12 protein-coding genes are annotated in these 15,764 nt (G+C 63.3%); 9 read left to right on the forward strand and 3 right to left on the reverse strand.

Annotated features, from left to right (window positions below; all coding sequences use genetic code 11):
• The first annotated feature begins 485 nt into the window (after positions 1 to 485).
• The 4 genes from GE073_RS02285 to GE073_RS02300 all read left to right on the forward strand — a co-directional run bounded on the left by GE073_RS02285 (position 486) and on the right by GE073_RS02300 (position 6,621).
• On the forward strand, positions 486 to 2,699 hold the full coding sequence (locus tag GE073_RS02285; RefSeq protein ID WP_194843248.1) for an AraC family transcriptional regulator: 2,214 nt from the start codon (positions 486 to 488) through the stop codon (positions 2,697 to 2,699).
• Positions 2,700 to 2,982: 283 nt separating this feature from the next.
• Positions 2,983 to 3,894 (forward strand): ABC transporter permease, encoded by a 912-nt coding sequence (locus GE073_RS02290; protein WP_043111471.1) that lies wholly within the window; start codon positions 2,983 to 2,985, stop codon positions 3,892 to 3,894.
• A 17-nt stretch (positions 3,895 to 3,911) separates the two neighbouring features.
• Complete coding sequence (locus tag GE073_RS02295; RefSeq protein ID WP_153782687.1) at positions 3,912 to 4,811, forward strand: carbohydrate ABC transporter permease; 900 nt, start codon at positions 3,912 to 3,914, stop codon at positions 4,809 to 4,811.
• A gap of 160 nt (positions 4,812 to 4,971) precedes the next feature.
• A complete protein-coding gene (locus GE073_RS02300; RefSeq protein WP_153782689.1) occupies positions 4,972 to 6,621 on the forward strand; it encodes an extracellular solute-binding protein in 1,650 nt (549 codons plus the stop codon).
• Between the two features lie 126 nt (positions 6,622 to 6,747).
• Here the strand turns inward: GE073_RS02300 and GE073_RS02305 are convergent, their stop codons facing one another.
• Genes GE073_RS02305 through GE073_RS02315 form a run of 3 tightly spaced genes read right to left on the reverse strand, consistent with a single transcriptional unit; the run spans position 6,748 to position 8,533 of the window.
• On the reverse strand, positions 6,748 to 7,659 hold the full coding sequence (locus GE073_RS02305; RefSeq protein WP_153782690.1) for a DUF4097 family beta strand repeat-containing protein: 912 nt from the start codon (positions 7,657 to 7,659) through the stop codon (positions 6,748 to 6,750).
• Entirely contained in the window at positions 7,656 to 8,216 is a 561-nt protein-coding gene (locus GE073_RS02310; RefSeq protein WP_028599436.1) for an HAAS signaling domain-containing protein, read from the reverse strand. Before GE073_RS02310 ends, GE073_RS02305 begins: the two co-directional genes overlap by 4 nt.
• A complete protein-coding gene (locus GE073_RS02315) occupies positions 8,213 to 8,533 on the reverse strand; it encodes a PadR family transcriptional regulator (protein ID WP_153782691.1) in 321 nt (106 codons plus the stop codon). The genes GE073_RS02310 and GE073_RS02315 overlap by 4 nt, the downstream gene beginning before the upstream one ends.
• 289 nt (positions 8,534 to 8,822) lie before the next feature.
• Between GE073_RS02315 and GE073_RS02320 the strand changes: the two genes are divergently transcribed.
• The 5 genes from GE073_RS02320 (at position 8,823) to GE073_RS02340 (ending at position 15,308) form a co-directional block, all read left to right on the forward strand.
• A complete protein-coding gene (locus tag GE073_RS02320; protein ID WP_028599438.1) occupies positions 8,823 to 10,193 on the forward strand; it encodes a sugar ABC transporter substrate-binding protein in 1,371 nt (456 codons plus the stop codon).
• A gap of 143 nt (positions 10,194 to 10,336) precedes the next feature.
• Positions 10,337 to 11,230: a carbohydrate ABC transporter permease gene (locus tag GE073_RS02325; RefSeq protein WP_153782692.1), complete on the forward strand. Its 894-nt coding sequence runs from the start codon at positions 10,337 to 10,339 to the stop codon at positions 11,228 to 11,230.
• Positions 11,231 to 11,246: 16 nt separating this feature from the next.
• On the forward strand, positions 11,247 to 12,071 hold the full coding sequence (locus tag GE073_RS02330) for a carbohydrate ABC transporter permease (RefSeq protein ID WP_028599440.1): 825 nt from the start codon (positions 11,247 to 11,249) through the stop codon (positions 12,069 to 12,071).
• 175 nt (positions 12,072 to 12,246) lie between these two features.
• A complete protein-coding gene (locus GE073_RS02335) occupies positions 12,247 to 14,097 on the forward strand; it encodes a cache domain-containing sensor histidine kinase (protein WP_153782693.1) in 1,851 nt (616 codons plus the stop codon).
• Positions 14,094 to 15,308, forward strand: a complete 1,215-nt coding sequence (locus GE073_RS02340) for a response regulator (RefSeq protein WP_153782694.1) — start codon at positions 14,094 to 14,096, stop codon at positions 15,306 to 15,308. Before GE073_RS02335 ends, GE073_RS02340 begins: the two co-directional genes overlap by 4 nt.
• The last annotated feature ends 456 nt before the right edge of the window (positions 15,309 to 15,764 follow it).

Consider the following 15,764-nt stretch of genomic DNA (forward strand, 5'->3'; position numbering starts at 1 on the left):
ATGGAGAAAAAAGCAAAGCGGAGCCTAGAGAGCCCCGGCCGGCCTCGTTCTGCCGCAACCGAAGCCGACGCAACCAAAGCCGACGTCGCATTGGCGCCCCCCCAAAACCGAAGCCGTCGCAGCCGAGTCCGCCGCCGCCTCGGCGACCCCCGCAACCGGAGCGGCCGCAGCCGAAGTCATTGCCGCATCGGCGCCCTCCGCAACCGAATCCGCCGCACTTGAGTCCGCCGCCGCCTCGGCGACCCCCGCAACCGGAGCGGCCGCAGCCGAAGCCACCGCCGTCTCGGCGCCCCCCGCAACCGAATCCGTCGCACCCGAGTCCGCCACCGCATCCGCGCGCCCGCAACCGAACCCGCCGCGGACCGTCCCGCTCCGATCGCGCCTATGCTGCGCCTTCGCGTCTGAATAACGGCCGCTAATCGCGCAAGCGCCGCGCCGTAGGGCCGCTTCGGGCTTCGTCTACCATGGCTGAAGGGAGGATCTTCATGAAAAGCAGCTGGTTCCGCAAGCTTCTGCTCTCGTACCTTCCCGCTTTTTTCATCGTCGTGTCGATCCTGTTCGTCGTCTTTTTCCAAGCTCTGAACGAGCAGAGCCGCAAGGAAGCGGCCAAGGCGAACGACTTCCTCGTGCAGCAGGCGATCCGCCATGCCGACAACTCGTTGCGCGCCATCGACTACCGCATCCTGCAGGACATCCTCGGCTCCGCCGTGCTCAAGGACTTCTACCGGGCGGAGGCGGAGGACGTCTTCGTCAACCTGCAGGCGGACCGGCTGATGGACTCATGGGCGTTCGGCAATCCCGCCATCGACTCCATTTATTTGTACCGCCCCCGCGACGGCTTTGTCTTCGGCGACGGCTCGCTCAAGACCGAGCCGTTCCGCGACGCCGCCTTCCTCCGATCCTATCTCGACGGGGAGCGGCCGATCGGCCAATGGAGCGACAAGCGCTCGTTCCAGCCGTATGCCATGTCCAAGCCGGCGGAGGTGATGACGATCGTGCGGGCTTACCCGGGCTTTTCCAGCGTCAAGACGGGCTACGTCGTCGTAAACGTCAGCCTGTCCAAGCTGGGGCAGGAGCTGGCTTCCATGTACGACCCCGGCCAGACGTTCATCGCCATGTCCGACCGCAGCGGCCAGCCTGCGATCGGGCCGAGGCTGGACGGCGGCGAGCTCGTGCTGGCCCAGTATGTCTCGCCGTACACAGGCTGGACGGTTTCCAGCGGCCCGACGGGCAAAGGGCTGAAGCTGACGCTCGACCTGTACAGCGTCTGGCTCGTGCTGGCGCTGGGCGCCGTCCTGCTCGGCATCGCCTGGGTCGTGCATGTCACCCGCCGCAATTACCGGCCGATCAGCCAGCTCGTCTCGCTGATCCGCTCCAGCTCGCTCGTGCCGCAGGACGGCCCGGGAGCCGACCGCAACGAGCTCGGCTTCATCCGCCTGTCGCTGGAGCAGCTCATGGAGGAGATGAAGCGCTCCAAGCAGCAGGACACGGAGAACCGGCTGCTGCGCAAGCGGCATCGCTTTCTGGAGGCGCTGGCGGGCGGCGCTCCGATCTCCCAGGCCGAGTGGGAGTCTGATCTGGAGCGTCTTGGCTTCGAGCCCCGCGGGCGGACGGCGTTTGCGTGGACGCTGGAGATCGACCGACATGCCGCTTTTTGCCGAGCCTACACCGCCCACGACCAGGCGATGCTCAAGTTCGTGCTCGCAAGCGTCGTGACGGAGACGGTGCAGGGCGGCGGCGGAGCGGCTTGGGCGGAATGGACGGGAGACCGGCGCATGAGCGCGATCGTCTGGCTGCCGCCGGAAGCGGGGCTGGACGAGGCGAGGCGGCTGGCCGCCGAGGCGTCGGACTGGATCCGCGACAACCTGGCGTTCGGCGCCACGATGGCGCTGCACGGTCCGGCCGGACCGCTCGAGGAGATCCGCCGCTCGGCGGACATCGCCGCCAGCCTGCTGGCCTACAAGGCCGCGCTCGGCACGGGCGAGGTCATCACGCCGGATCGTCTCGGCAGCGGGGGCAGTCCGCTGCATGATCATTTCGGCACGATCCAGCAGCTCGCCCAGGCGTTCCGCACGGGCGACCCCGGCTGGAGGGAGCGGCTGCGCAGCCTGTACGCGCAGATCCGCCAGTCCTGCTTCTCGCGTCAGGAGATCGAGAGCCTGCAGCAGGTGCTGTACCAGCAGATGGATCGGATGTTCCTGGAGCTGGCCAAGGAGTACTGGACGGCGTGGAAGGAGGCGGAGGCGGAGCTGCTCGCCCTCGACCGGGAGTGGGAGGCGCTGGACGAGCTGGAGGCAGGCTGCCTCGGCGCGCTGGAGCGGATGGACGCGCGGATGAGCGAGCTGCGCGACTCGCAGTCGGCCCGCAGCGAGATCGCTCAGATCCGGGCCTACATGGAGGAGAACTTCGGCAGCCCGGAGCTGTCGCTGGACTATTTCGGCGATCGCTTCTCCATCCATCCCAAGACGATCAGCAAGCTGTTCAAGGAGCAGTTCGGCGAAAACTTCATCGACTTCCTGATGGGGCTTCGGATGGAGCAGGCGAAGCGCATGCTCGGCGAGCCGTCGCTGTCGCTGCAGGAGATCAGCCGGCACATCGGGTATTACAACTACAATTCCTTCAACCGCGCGTTCAAGAACCATACCGGCATGTCGCCGAGCGATTTCCGCAAGCGGGCGCCGCGACCGAGCGCCGGGTGATCCGCAGCCTTCCGGCCTTCCGGCCTTGCCTACGCCATTTGGCGCAGGCAAGGCTTTTTTCTATTCCGCTCGCCGATCGGGTCAGATAATATGACGCGGACGTCACAGAGACGGCTGCGGCCGGATCGGAATGGCGGCCGTTTCGGCCTGAAACGGCGCGGAGAAAATCGTGAAGTCAACGAATCTTACGCATTGCGGCTGCGGAGGCGGGCGGGCTACCATCGAATCAGCGACGCCGGCCGCCCGGGCCGAGCCGGTCCCATCCAAGCGGTTGCGAAAGGAGATGCCTATGGCTCATGCATGGACAAGGGTCAAGCGCAGCTGGGAGCTGTACGTGCTGCTGCTGCTGCCTGTCCTGTATCTGATCGTCTTCAAGTACGTTCCGATGTTCGGCGTCCTGATCGCCTTCAAGGATTTCAACATCGTCCAGGGCATCCTCGGGAGCCCATGGGTCGGCCTCAAGCATTTCGAGGCGCTGTTCCGCTCGCCGAACTTTCCGATCCTCATCCAGAACACGCTGCTCATCAGCCTGTACTCGCTCGCAGCGGGCTTCCCGGTGCCGATCCTGCTGGCGCTGGCGCTGAACGAGGTGCGGACCGGACTGTTCAAGCGATCGGTGCAGCTCGTCACCTACGCGCCGCATTTCATCTCCACCGTCGTCATGGTCTCGATCCTCATCCTGATGCTCTCGCCGCATGTGGGCATCGCCGACCGGCTGTACGGCCTGTTCGGCTGGACCGCGCCCAACTTCATGGGCGAGCCGGGCTTCTTCAAGTCCATCTACGTCTGGTCCGGCGTCTGGCAGGAGATGGGCTACGCCTCGATCATCTATATGGCGGCGCTGGCCGGCGTCGATCCGTCGCTGTACGAGGCGGCGAGGATGGACGGCGCGTCGAGGCTGCGCAAGATGCTCCACATCGACCTGCCCGCGCTCGTGCCGATCACCGTCATCCTGCTCATCCTGAGCCTCGGCAACATCATGGGCGTCGGCTTCGAGAAGATCTACCTCATGCAGAACCCGCTCAACGTCGCCACCTCCGAAGTCATCGCGACCTATGTGTACAAGGTCGGCCTGCTCGGGGCGAACTTCAGCTTCTCGTCCGCCGTCGGCCTGTTCAATTCCGTCATCAACCTCATCCTGCTCGTCGCGGTCAACACGATCTCCCGCAGGGTGTCGCAGAACAGCCTGTGGTAAAAGAAGGGAGGATGCCCATGCTCCGCTCCCGGCGCATCAAGGAGCCGATCGGCGACCGCATGCTCGTCGCCGCCATCTACGCGGCGCTCGCTCTTGTCGCCGTCGCCGTCGCCTATCCGCTGCTCTACATCGTAAGCTCGTCCTTCAGCTCTCCGCGAGCGGTCGTCTCCGGACAGGTGTGGCTGCTGCCGGTCGATTTTTCGCTGCGGGCCTATGCCTCGATCTTTCAGAGCTCGCAGCTCATGCTCGGCTACTGGAACAGCATCGTCTACACCGTCGTCGGTACGTTCCTGAACGTGGCGTTCACGGTGCTCATGGCCTTTCCGCTGTCGCAGCGGCGCCTGGCCGGAAGAGGCTTCTTCATGGTGCTGATGATGACGACGATGTTTTTCAGCGGCGGCCTCATTCCCACCTATCTGCTCGTGAAGGAGCTGCATCTGCTCGATACCCGCTGGGCGATGTGGCTGCCGCGCGTGTTCTCGGTATTCCAGGTCATCGTCGCCCGCACCTTCTTCCAGACGTCGATTCCGGCCGAGCTGCAGGAAGCCGCCGAGATCGACGGCTGCCGCGATATCCGCTACCTGTGGAGCGTCGTGCTGCCGCTGTCCAAGCCGATCCTCGCCGTGCTCACGCTCATGTATGCGGTCGGCCACTGGAACGCCTATTTCGACGCGCTCATCTACCTGCGGTCGGAGCATCTGTTCCCGCTGCAGTACGTGCTGCGCAACCTGCTCATCCTGAACGCGTCGGATCCGGAAATGCTGGCCAATACGACCAAGGGGATGCGCGACCAGGGCTTTGAGCAGGCGCTGAAGTATGCGCTCATCGTCGTCGCCAGCGTGCCGGTGCTGGTTCTGTATCCGTTCGTGCAGAAGCATTTCGCCAAGGGCGTCATGGTCGGCTCGCTGAAGGGTTGACCGGCGCGCGGCTTCAAGGAGGTGAGGCTTTCCGTCTGCGCGCCTCTTCCCTGGGAGGAGGCGCGGGAGACAGCACGGCCGGCTCGTCCGCGAAAAGCCGGACGGGCCGGAGCAAGGCTGCGCATGATTGGATTGGACCATATCGAAGGGGGCTGAGCGTATGGGATGGAAGCGCGAGGGGAAGCGGCTGGCCGTGCTGCTGGCGGCGACGGGCCTGCTGCTGGGAGCTTGCTCGAGCGGCAGCGAGAACGGAGCGGCCGGGGGCGAGGCAGCGGGAGCGGCGGAGGACGGAAAGCCGGTCGAGATGACGTTTTTTGCCGTCCAGGGCAAGGCTCCGCTGGAAGAGAACGAGTATACGAAGCGGGTGGAGGAGAAGTTCGGCGTCAAGATCAAGTGGGATCTCGCTCCGCAGGACGCGCTCAAGGACCGGCGGCAGCTGCTGCTGGCCAGCGGCGACTACCCGGAGGTGTTCCTCGAGGGCAAGTTCTCCAACACCGACCTGCTGACGTACAGCAAGCAGGGGGTGCTGATTCCGCTCAACGGCTTGATCGACCAGTACGCGCCCAACCTGAAGGCGCTCATGGAGAAGAAGCCGTACTTGAAGGAGTCGATGACGGCTCCCGACGGCAACATTTACGGCATCCCGCGCTTCAACGAGTGCTACCACTGCACTTATTCCGAGAAGTACTGGATGAACAAGGACTGGCTCGACAAGCTCGGGCTGCAGGTGCCGACGACGACCGACGAGCTGTACGAGGTGCTCCGGGCCTTCAAGACGAAGGATCCGAACGGCAACGGCAAGGCCGACGAGATCCCGCTTACGGGGGCTCCGAACAAAAACGTCTGGAACGGCAATTTCGACGCTTATTTGATGAATGCCTTCATCTATAACGACAACGACAAGTACCTGACGCTCCAGGACGGCCAGGTCGGCTTCGCGGCCGACAAGCCGGAGTGGAGGGAGGGCCTCGCCTATATGCGCAAGCTGTACAAGGAAGGGCTCATCGATCCGGCCGCGTTCACGCAGAACGACCAGGCGATCAGCCAGCTCGGCAATCGCGAGGGAGATGAGATCGTCGGCTCGATGACGACGGCGCTGCTCAGCTATCTCGTCAATGTGTGGGACGACGGCATCACGCGCCATCAGCATTGGGTCGCCGTGCCGCCGCTCAAGGGACCGGGAGGCGTGCAGCTGACCGGCGTGCAGCAGGGCATCACCGACTTCGCCTTCGCGCTGACGAACAAGGCGTCCGAGCGGCAGCAGATCGCGGCGATTCAGCTCGTGGACTACGCGTTCAGCGAGGAAGGCGCGCTGCTGAGCGAATACGGCGTCCAGGAGGGCATCGGCTGGAACAAGGCGAAGGAGGGCGAGCTCAACATCTGGGGCAAGCCGGCCAAGTACAGCTTCGACAACCTGCCGCCCGCCGACGAGAACGAGATCCGCAACGACAGCTGGTCGCTGCTCGGACCGAAGGATATGTCCAAGGAGTTCCGCGACGCGTTCGCCTCCAGCCAGAACCCGCTCAGCTCGAAGGGCTACGAGACGCGGCTCGCCCAAGCGACCAAGCTGTACGAGCCGTACGCTCCCGCGGAATTCTATCCGTCCGGCGCGTACCTGCGGCCGGAGGATACGGAGACGGCGGCCCAGCTGACGACGGGAATCAAGGAGTACGTCATGACCAACCTCGCCCAGTTCGTCATCGGCAACAAGGATCTGGACACGGATTGGGACGCGTATGTCAAAGGCTTCGACGGCCTGAACCTGAAGCAGTACATCGACATCTATCAGGCGGCCATCGAGAAGAAGTAGCCGAGCACGCGAAGCGGCGTGAAAACGAGAAAAAACCGGCGGAAAGAGCCGGTTTTTTCTCGTTTTTCGCGATGCGCTTCAATCCGCTCCGAGCCGGAGCCCTTCCGGCCGGCCGGCCGGAAGGCGTCATTCCTCCCGCAGCGAGATGTTGCCCGAGCCGGTGCTCAGCTTCACCTGCACCTGGCCGTCGCCGAAGACCAGCTCGCGCGATTTGCGCTCGCCGTCCTCGTCCTCGTTCCAGTCGCTGCGGAAGCGGCCGGAGCCGACCGAGTACTGGACCGTCGCGGAGGCCGGGGCGACTCTCGTCGCCAGCGTAATGTTGCCGCTGCCGCTGCTCGCGGTGACCGGCAGCTCCAGCCGGTCCATCTCGGCCCGGATGTTGCCGCTGCCCGCATCGAGCTGGAGGGCGGCCAGCACGTCTTCGAGCGAGATGTTGCCGCTGCTCGCCTTGGCCGCCAGCTCCTCCGCGACGACGCCTTCGCCGTCGATGCTGCCCGAGCCGGACCGCAGGCTGATGACGCCGCCTTTGACGCCGCTCAGCTCGATGTCGCCGGAGCCGGTCTTGAACGTCAGTTCCCCGGCCTCGACCCCTTGGGCGTCGATATCGCCGCTGCCGAGCTCCGCTTGCAGCGCTTCGAACTTCCGCGCCGGGACCTCGATGCGCATCGTCACGTTCACGATGTTGAAGCCGAACGTGAAGACGCCGCCTTCCTTGCCCTTGACCGTCAGCTCGTCGCCTTGCGGATCAAGCTCCAGCTTGATCTTGTCAAGCGACTTCTTGCTCGCGCGGCCGGTGATCGTCGCGACGATCTTGTCGTCGCTCGCGCCTGCCGCCAGCTCGATGTCCATGCTGCCGGCCTCCGCCCGAAGGCGCGAGATGCCGTCCGCCGGCACCTCCTCGCTCAGCCTCACTTCTTCCGTGCCGAACTGGAGGAGCGACTCCCGGTCGCCTTGGCCAAACGTCACGCCGGCGCCGATCAAGCCGCCGAGCAGCAGGATCAGGCCGAGCAGGACGACGTTCCTCATGCTGCGGTTCATCTCGCCACGCTCCTTTTCATCATCTTCGTGTTGGCCAGCAAATACTTCAGCGTCAGCCGCATGATGCCTCCGGTCAGCTTATAGGCCGCGGCTCCGAGCAGCAGCCCGAGTCCGCCGGCGATCATCGCGCCGAAGACAGCGAGCGGCATCGCGATCGCGTCGCCGGTCCATCCTTCCAGCAGGACCGCGAAGGCGGCGATGACGAACGAGCCGGCGACCGCCCACAGCGCGAGCAGCAGCCCGAGCAGGGCGAGGTACGGACCGAGCACGAACACGAGATTGAAAAAGCCGAGCCCGACCGCGGCGAACACCGCCCTCGAGACGAGCCGCACGCCTCCGCCTCCTTGGCTGGCTGCCTCGACGCGGTAGCCGAGCAGCAGCTCGCGCGCGACCGCCCGCGGATCGCCGAGCTCCGCCGCTGTCTGCTCCTCCGGCTGCCCCTGCTCCGCCGCGATCCGAAAATGCTCCTCGTAGTCATACATCCATTCCCGCCGCTTCGCCTCGGGAACGGGGGCGAGCTGCTGCCACAGCTCGTTCAAGTAATGCTCCCTCGTCATCGTTCCACACCTTCCTTGATCAATTCGTCGACGGCATGCGAGAAGGTCCGCCACTCGCGCACGAGCTCCATCAGATGCTGATGCCCGAGCGGCGTCAACTTGTAGTACTTGCGGGGAGGTCCTTCCGGCGATTCGCGCAGGTAGGTCGTGAAGTACCCTTCCTGCGTCAGCCGGTTGAGCAGCGGATAGACGCTGCCGACCGCGACCTCGAACTTGGACGACATGGCCACCGCCAGCTCGTAGCCGTAGCGGTCCTCCCAAGCGGTCAGGGAGAGGACGCACAGGTCGAGCACGCCTTTTTTGAATTGCACGTTCATCCGCATGGCTCCTATCTTATGCACGGTATTGATTAATGTGTAATAGCTGTCGATGAGGAATACCGTTCGCTGGAACCAACATACCATGCGCTATTCATCATGGCAAGATAGCGGCGCGAAAATCGGACGAAAGCCCGGCGGCCCCTCCGTCTCGAGACGGAGGGGCTGCCGAACCAACACCTGAAAAAATCAAACCTCACCCCTGAAGTTCCTGCCTTGTTGCAACCGCTTCACGAGCGCATAATCCAGATATAACTTGCCAAGGGGGACTTGAAAGGTGGAAAAACAGATGAGAAGGTCCGAAAAGAAAGCTCTGAAGAAATCCGCGCTGCTGCTGACGGCAGGCGCGCTGGCGGTCGGCCTCGCGGCATGCGGCAGCGGCAACGAGCCGGCGGCCAATACGGGCGGCGCGTCCAACGAGGCGGCAGCCAATACGGGAGCCTCCGGCGGCGACAGCGGCAAAAAAGTGACGATCACGTTCCAGAACATCTACCCGGATGAAACCTCCGTGACGAACAAGATCATGAAGGAGCTCGTCGCCGACTACGAGGCGGCCAACCCGAACATCAAGATCGAGCTCGACTCGCTCAATACCGACCAGCAGAAGCTGAAGCTGAAGACGCAAGCGGCCTCCAAGGAAGTGCCGGACATCACGATCGTGAATCCGGCCGCCCAGATGAAGCCGTTCGTCGACGCGGGCGTGCTTGCGCCGCTCAACGACATGCTCGACCAGAACGGCCTGAAGGATACGTTCCAAAAAGGGCTGCTCGACTACTACAGCTTCGACGGCAACGTATACGCCCTGCCGGACGGCAACAACATCGAGGTCGTCTACTATAACAAGGACCTGTTCGCCCAAGCGGGCATCACCGACGTGCCGAAGACGTTCGACGAGATGCTCGAGGACGTCAAGGCGCTCAAGGCGAAAGGCATCACGCCGATCGCGATCGGCGAGAAGGATACATGGACCGGCTCGTTCCTGTTCATGAACATCCTGCTCCGCACGAACGGCGGCCCGGGCTTCCTGCAGGACGTCATGGACGGCAAGAAGGACTTCAACGATCCGGCATTCACGGAAGCGGTCGACGCGTTCCAGGAGCTGGTGCAGGCCGGCGCGTTCCCAGAGGGCGCGACGAGCATCGACGCCAACGCAGGCGGCAACATTTTCAAGACGGGCAAAGCGGCCATGTTTATCATCGGCTCGTGGGAAACAGGCAACATCGACGCTTCCAGCGTAGCGGGCAAGGTCGGCGCGTTCTCCTTCCCGACGGTGAACGGCAAGGGCGACGTCAACCAGTTCATGCTGGCGCCGGGCTCCGGCTTCGCGATCAGCGCGAACAGCAAGCATCCGCAAGAAACGAAGGACTTCCTGAACTACTTCATGACGAACTTCCCGAAAAAGAAATTCGAGCTGAAGGACGCAGTCGGCCTCGGCCAAGTCGTCGAAGGCGACTTCGCGGCAGCGGGCTACTCCGATCTGGCGGTCGGCATCCTCGATCTGTTCAAGAGCGTCAGCGGCGGCGACCTCGCCTTCGACAACACGATGAACCCGGCCGTAGCCCAGGCTCATCTGAGCAGCATCCAGAACCTTTTCGTGCAGAAGGTCGATTCCAAGCAAGTGGCGAAAGAGCATCAGGACGCGTTCGCGGCCAACAAGTAAGCCTGCGATAGGCAGCTAGCCGGCCCCCTGGCCGGAAGAAAGGCCGGGCGGCAAGGACGGTTTCCCCGAAAGGGGGCTGTCCTTGCCTTTTCGGCACAGCGGACGGCTCTCGTCCGCTGCGGGAGAGGAGTAGAGATAAAACCATGAATGTGCTCAAAGTGCGTTGGTGGACGATCGGAATCTTCGTGCTTCCTTGTCTGCTGCTGTATATGATGATGGTATTCGTCCCGATCGTCATCTCGGGCTATACGAGCCTGGTCGAGTGGGACGGCATCGGCGTCAACAAGACGTTCGTCGGCCTCGACAACTACGTCGACATCCTGTTCCATGACCCGCATTTCTGGCCGGCGGTGCGCCGCACGCTGATGTACGCGGTGTTCTCCATGGCGGAAATTCCGATCTGCCTGCTGTTCGCGATCCTGATCAACCGCTACGTCAAGCGCGGCAACCGGCTCGTGTCGATCTACTTCATGCCGGTCATCCTGTCGGTCGTCATCATCGGCCAGCTGTGGAAGACGATCTACAACCCGCTCGACATGGGCGGCATGATCAACGGCATCCTGAACGCGCTCGGCATGCAGGAGCATATGCGCGCCTGGCTGAGCTCGCCGCAGTTCGCGATGTACTGCCTGTACTTCGTCTCGCTCTGGCAGTATTTCGGCTATCACCTCATCATCCAGTTCACCGGCGTCCAGAACATCCCGTCCGACATCTACGAGGCGGCCAAGATCGACGGCGCGGACGGCTTCAAGGCGGACCGCTACATCACGCTGCCGCTCATCGTGCCGGTGTTCAAGATTTCCATCGTGCTGGCGTTCATCGGCTCCCTGCAGGCGTTCGACCTCATCATGGTCATGACCGGCGGCGGACCGGCTCACGCGACGGACGTCATCTCGACGCTCATGTACAACAACACGTTCCTGACCTTCAAGTACGGGTACGGCAGCGCCTTGGCCATGACGCTGGTGTTCATCTGCCTGGCGTTCACCTTCGTCATCAACGGCGTCTTCAACCGCATCGAGAAAAAGGTCGGCTAAGGGGGAGATACGGTCTATGGCATCCATCAAAAAAGGAGTCGTGTATCTTCTCCTCGGCATCCTTGTCGTCACGCAGGTGTACCCGCTGCTCTGGCTCATCCTGTATTCCTTCAAGACCAATGAGGAAATCCTAGGCGGGAGCTTCTTCGCGCTCCCGGCGTCTCCGCGCTTCGCGAACTATACGGAGGCGTACGAGCAGGGCAACTATCTGCGCTATCTGTTCAACAGCATCTTCGTCACCGTCATCACGATGGTCGTCGTCATCGTGCTGGCGTCGATGGTCGCCTATGCGATCTCCCGCTTCCGCTGGAAGCTGGCGCCGGCCGCGCTGCTCGTCTTCATGCTCGGCCTCATGATCCCGATGCAGGCGACGCTGCTGCCGCTGATGGTCATGTTCAAGAACATCGGCATCCTCAACACGCATTGGTCGCTCATCCTGCCGTACATCGCGTTCCAGACGCCGGTCGCGGTGTTCATCCTGAGCGGCTTCATGAAAGGCATCCCGCATGAGATCGAGGAGTCGGCGTTCATGGACGGCGCGAGCGTGTACCGGATCTTCCGCAGCATCATCCTGCCGATCTCGGTGCCGCCGATCATGACCGTCTGCATCCTGACGTTCATCAACATCTGGAACGAGTACATCCTGGCGGCGACGTTCATCTCCTCGGAGCGGCTCAAGACGCTGCCGTTCGGCGTCAACAGCTTCGTCAGCCAGTACACGACCAATTACGGCAACATCGGCGCGTTCCTCGTGATGGGCGCGATTCCGGTCATCCTGATCTACTTCATCCTGTCCGAGCGCATCACCAAGGGCATGGTGGCCGGCGCCGTCAAGGGCTGACGCTCTCGGCAGAGCCGGGCAGGGCCGGTTCTGCCGGAGCGGTCCGGAGCCTTCATCGTCAACCGCTTCATTCGGTTCATCCGCTTCAAAAGCGAACCCCGCCTCCCGCGCGAATTTTTTTCGCGCGGGAGCGCGGGGCTTTGCCGTCATTCTGCCGTCCAAAGGGGGGACGCTCATGTGGCCGCGCAGCCAGACGCTCCAGCAACGGCTCTTTCTCGTGCTGCTCTGCTGCATGACCGGGATCGTCATCGTCGTCAGCCTGCTGTTCTACAACCGCACGACCGAGCAGCTGCAGCGCAAGATCACCGACCTGTCCCAGCGCAACGTGTCGCAGACGATCGGCCTGTTCGACCTGCTGGACAAAGGCTTCGACAGCCTGTCCAAGTCGATCTCCAACAACTTCGACCTCGTGCGGCTGCTGCAGGCGAGCCCGACCGAGCCGCGCGAGCGGTTCGCGAACGAGCGGGCGATCACGAACATCATCGGCACCAACTACTTCTCCCGCGACGATATGATCGGCATCCATATCATCACCGACCGCGGGCCGGTGTACAATTACGGCAATTACATCAATGAGATGGTGCCCGGCTACCGCTCGGCGGACTGGTACCGCTCGATCGTCGAGGAAGGCGGCAAGATCGTCTGGCTCGGCATCTATCCGTCGTCGATCGTGGACCAGAACGAGCATCGTCCGGTGCTTGCCTTCGGACGGCAGCTGTTCGACCTCGACGAGCATCGCCCGATCGGCGTCGTGCTGTACGAGTCGAGTCCAGCCCCCATCGTCGCGGCGCTCGCCAACCTCAAGCTGAGTCCGAGCAGCGAGGTGTATCTGATCGACGAGGGCGGCCGGCTCGTGAGCTCGACCGGCGGAGCGCGGCAGCTGCCGGCGATCGCCGAGGGGCCGCGTCCGGAGACGGCCGGGGAATCGCTCGTCACGGAGAAGGACGGCAAGCTCGTCGTCTCCTCGCGCCTGCCGTTCGCGGAGTGGACGGCGATCACGGTGACGCCGGCGCGCGACCTCAAGGTGGAGCTCGTCGAGATGCAGCGCTACCTCATCATCGTCGGCGTCGTGCTCGTGCTGCTGTCAATCGTCGCCGCCTCGGTGCTGTCCAACATGATCTCCTCGCCGATGCGCCGCCTCATCCGCGAGATGAAGCGCGTCGAGCTCGGCAACTTCCAGGGCGTCATCGAATCGGGCAGCTACCGCGAGATGGACGCGATGGCGTCCTCGTTCAACCGCATGGTGCGGCAGATCGGACGGCTCGTCGACCGGGTGCGCCAGAGCGCGGCCGGCGAGAAGAACGCCGAGCTGCTCGCGCTGCAGTCCCAGGTCAATCCGCATTTCCTGTACAACACGCTCGACATGATCTATTGGATGCTGGACGAGCGGGAGGAGGACGATCTCGGAGAGGTCGTGCTCGCGCTCTCGCGGATGTTCCGCTACAGCAGCCACTGGGAGCAGGGCGCGCCGGTGACGCTGAGGGAGGAGCTGGAGCAGATCCGCGACTATTTGACGATCATCACGATCCGGCTGGAGGGCCGGGTGTCGGTCGGCATCGACATTCCGGAGGAATGGCTGGACGTGCCGATGCCTAAAATGATCCTGCAGCCGGTCATCGAGAACGCCGTCAAGCACGGCCTCGAGCCGTTGTCCGGCGACGGCCGGCTGGAGCTGACGGCCGAGGCGCGGGAAGGCCGGCTGCTGCTGACGGTGCGCGACAACGGCGTCGGCATGCCGGAGGAGACGCTCGCGCGGCTGCGCGCCTCGTTCGAGGCTGCGCCGCAGGTCAAGATCCAGCAGGGAGCCGAGCGCAGGCAGGGCGGGATCGGGCTCGCCAACGTGCATCGCCGGCTGCGCCACACGTTCGGCGCCGGCTACGGCCTGCAGGCGGACCGCGAGCCGGACGGCGGCACCGTCATCCGGCTGACGCTGCCGATCCCGCCGCTGGCCGGACGGACGCAAGCGCAGGCGGAGCCTGCGCCGGCAGCCGACTCGCAAAAGGGAGAGGAGACGCAGCAGTCATGAACATCCTGATCGCAGACGACGAAAGCATCATCCGCACCGGCATCCGCCGGACGCTGGAGCAGTCCTTGCCGGACTGCGGCATCCATCTGGCCGCCTCGGCCGACGAGGCGGCGCGCGTGCTGTCGGAGCATCCCATCGACATCGTGCTGACCGACATCCTCATGCCCGGCATGGACGGTTTGGAGTTCATGCGCCTGTCGCGGCGCAGTTATCCCGCCATCAAATGGGTCGTCATCTCGGCTCATTCGGAATTCGCCTACGCGCAAAAAGCGGTGCAGCTCGGCGCGAAGGACTATCTGCTGAAGCCGATCGGCAAGAAGCGGCTGCTGGAGCTCGTCGGGGAGCTGGCGGCCGAGCTCGCGGCGGAGAGCAGCGCCCTCAAGGAGGGAGAGCTGCTGCGCAGCAGCCGCAAATACTTGCGCGAGGCGATGTTCCAGCGGCTCGCCTCGGGCCAGGATGTCGGGCAGCTGGACGTGCCTTCCCTGATGGACTGCTATCCTTCGTTCCATCTCGTCATGGTGCGCCTCGAGCCGGGACTGCGCGACGCGGGGCTGGAGCATTTTGTCGTGGACAACGTGTTCAGCGAGCTGCTGGAGCGCAGCGGCGACGGATTCGTCGTCAGCTATGACCGGCATACGCTCATCGGCGTCGCCGCCGTGGAAGCGGAGGAGGCGCTGTCCGGCCTGCTGGCCAGCCTGCGCGGCTACCTCGGCCGCTACCTGCGGATTCCGTTCCAGATCGCCTCCAGCGGCCGGATCGGCGAGATCCGGGAAGTTCCGGACGCCGTGCGGAAGCTGTACCGGACGATGACGGCCGCGGACGAGCCGGGCCAGGCGCCGCTGCGCATCAAGGGCGGCAGCGACAACAAGGCGATCGAGGTCGCCCTTCAATATATCGCCGCCCACTATCGGGAGGAGTCGCTGTCGCTGGAGCGGATCGCGGCCGTCGTTTATCTCAATCCGGTCTATTTCAGCCAGCTGTTCAAGCAGAAGACGGGCCAGGGCTTCAAGGACTACCTGATCGGCTTGCGCCTGGAGGAAGCGCGCCAGCTGCTGCGGGAGTCCGATCTGAAGCTCGGAGAGATCGCGGAGCGGATCGGCTATCAGGACATGCGGCATTTCACGCAGGTGTTCCGCAAGCGATTCCAGATGACGCCGACAGAATATCGGCAAGAGAAGAAGAACACGGCTCCAGGCATTTCGAATACCTGACATCAGAATGGAATCTATGGCCGGCCTCCCGTCTCGACAGGACAGGAGGCTTAGGTCCGTTCTCGCAGAAAACGATTTTGGCGTAGGGCGGATGCGGCGTCGGGGAGGGCCTTGGGACAGATACATAAAACCAAGGAGAGCAGGTAAAAATACACAGGCGGACGATCCCGTCAAGGAGCCTCGGAAACGGAGAAGCGAATCCGGAGCCGAGCGGATGCGGATGCCCCGGCCGTTGCGGAGCCAGGAATGGCGTGAAATATTATGAATAAATATGAATGGATATTCATGTCGGTTTCTGGCCTCCAAGAGGCCGCAAGCGGACAAGGAAGGGAATGGAAGCAAAAAAAGCTTATATTATGCAGATGTTTTACTTTATCAAACATTTGCGTTAATTGAATAAAGCGACAACGTATTAGTCAATAAAACTGCATAATTATCAGTAAATTTAAATGATTT

Origin of the sequence: Paenibacillus sp. B01 (assembly GCF_009649995.1) — a bacterium.
In the GTDB taxonomy this organism is placed as follows: Bacteria; Bacillota; Bacilli; order Paenibacillales; family Paenibacillaceae; genus Paenibacillus_O; species Paenibacillus_O pasadenensis.

Coding starts and splice junctions, on each gene's coding strand:
- GE073_RS02325 (WP_153782692.1), top strand. CDS start 10,337: ATGAATGTGCTCAAAGTGCGTTGGTGGACGATCGGAATCTTCGTGCTT.
- GE073_RS02315 (WP_153782691.1), bottom strand. CDS start 8,533: ATGAACGTGCAATTCAAAAAAGGCGTGCTCGACCTGTGCGTCCTCTCC.
- GE073_RS02300 (WP_153782689.1), top strand. CDS start 4,972: ATGGGATGGAAGCGCGAGGGGAAGCGGCTGGCCGTGCTGCTGGCGGCG.
- GE073_RS02295 (WP_153782687.1), top strand. CDS start 3,912: ATGCTCCGCTCCCGGCGCATCAAGGAGCCGATCGGCGACCGCATGCTC.
- GE073_RS02340 (WP_153782694.1), top strand. CDS start 14,094: ATGAACATCCTGATCGCAGACGACGAAAGCATCATCCGCACCGGCATC.
- GE073_RS02290 (WP_043111471.1), top strand. CDS start 2,983: ATGCCTATGGCTCATGCATGGACAAGGGTCAAGCGCAGCTGGGAGCTG.
- GE073_RS02285 (WP_194843248.1), top strand. CDS start 486: ATGAAAAGCAGCTGGTTCCGCAAGCTTCTGCTCTCGTACCTTCCCGCT.
- GE073_RS02320 (WP_028599438.1), top strand. CDS start 8,823: ATGAGAAGGTCCGAAAAGAAAGCTCTGAAGAAATCCGCGCTGCTGCTG.
- GE073_RS02305 (WP_153782690.1), bottom strand. CDS start 7,659: ATGAACCGCAGCATGAGGAACGTCGTCCTGCTCGGCCTGATCCTGCTG.
- GE073_RS02330 (WP_028599440.1), top strand. CDS start 11,247: ATGGCATCCATCAAAAAAGGAGTCGTGTATCTTCTCCTCGGCATCCTT.
- GE073_RS02310 (WP_028599436.1), bottom strand. CDS start 8,216: ATGACGAGGGAGCATTACTTGAACGAGCTGTGGCAGCAGCTCGCCCCC.
- GE073_RS02335 (WP_153782693.1), top strand. CDS start 12,247: ATGTGGCCGCGCAGCCAGACGCTCCAGCAACGGCTCTTTCTCGTGCTG.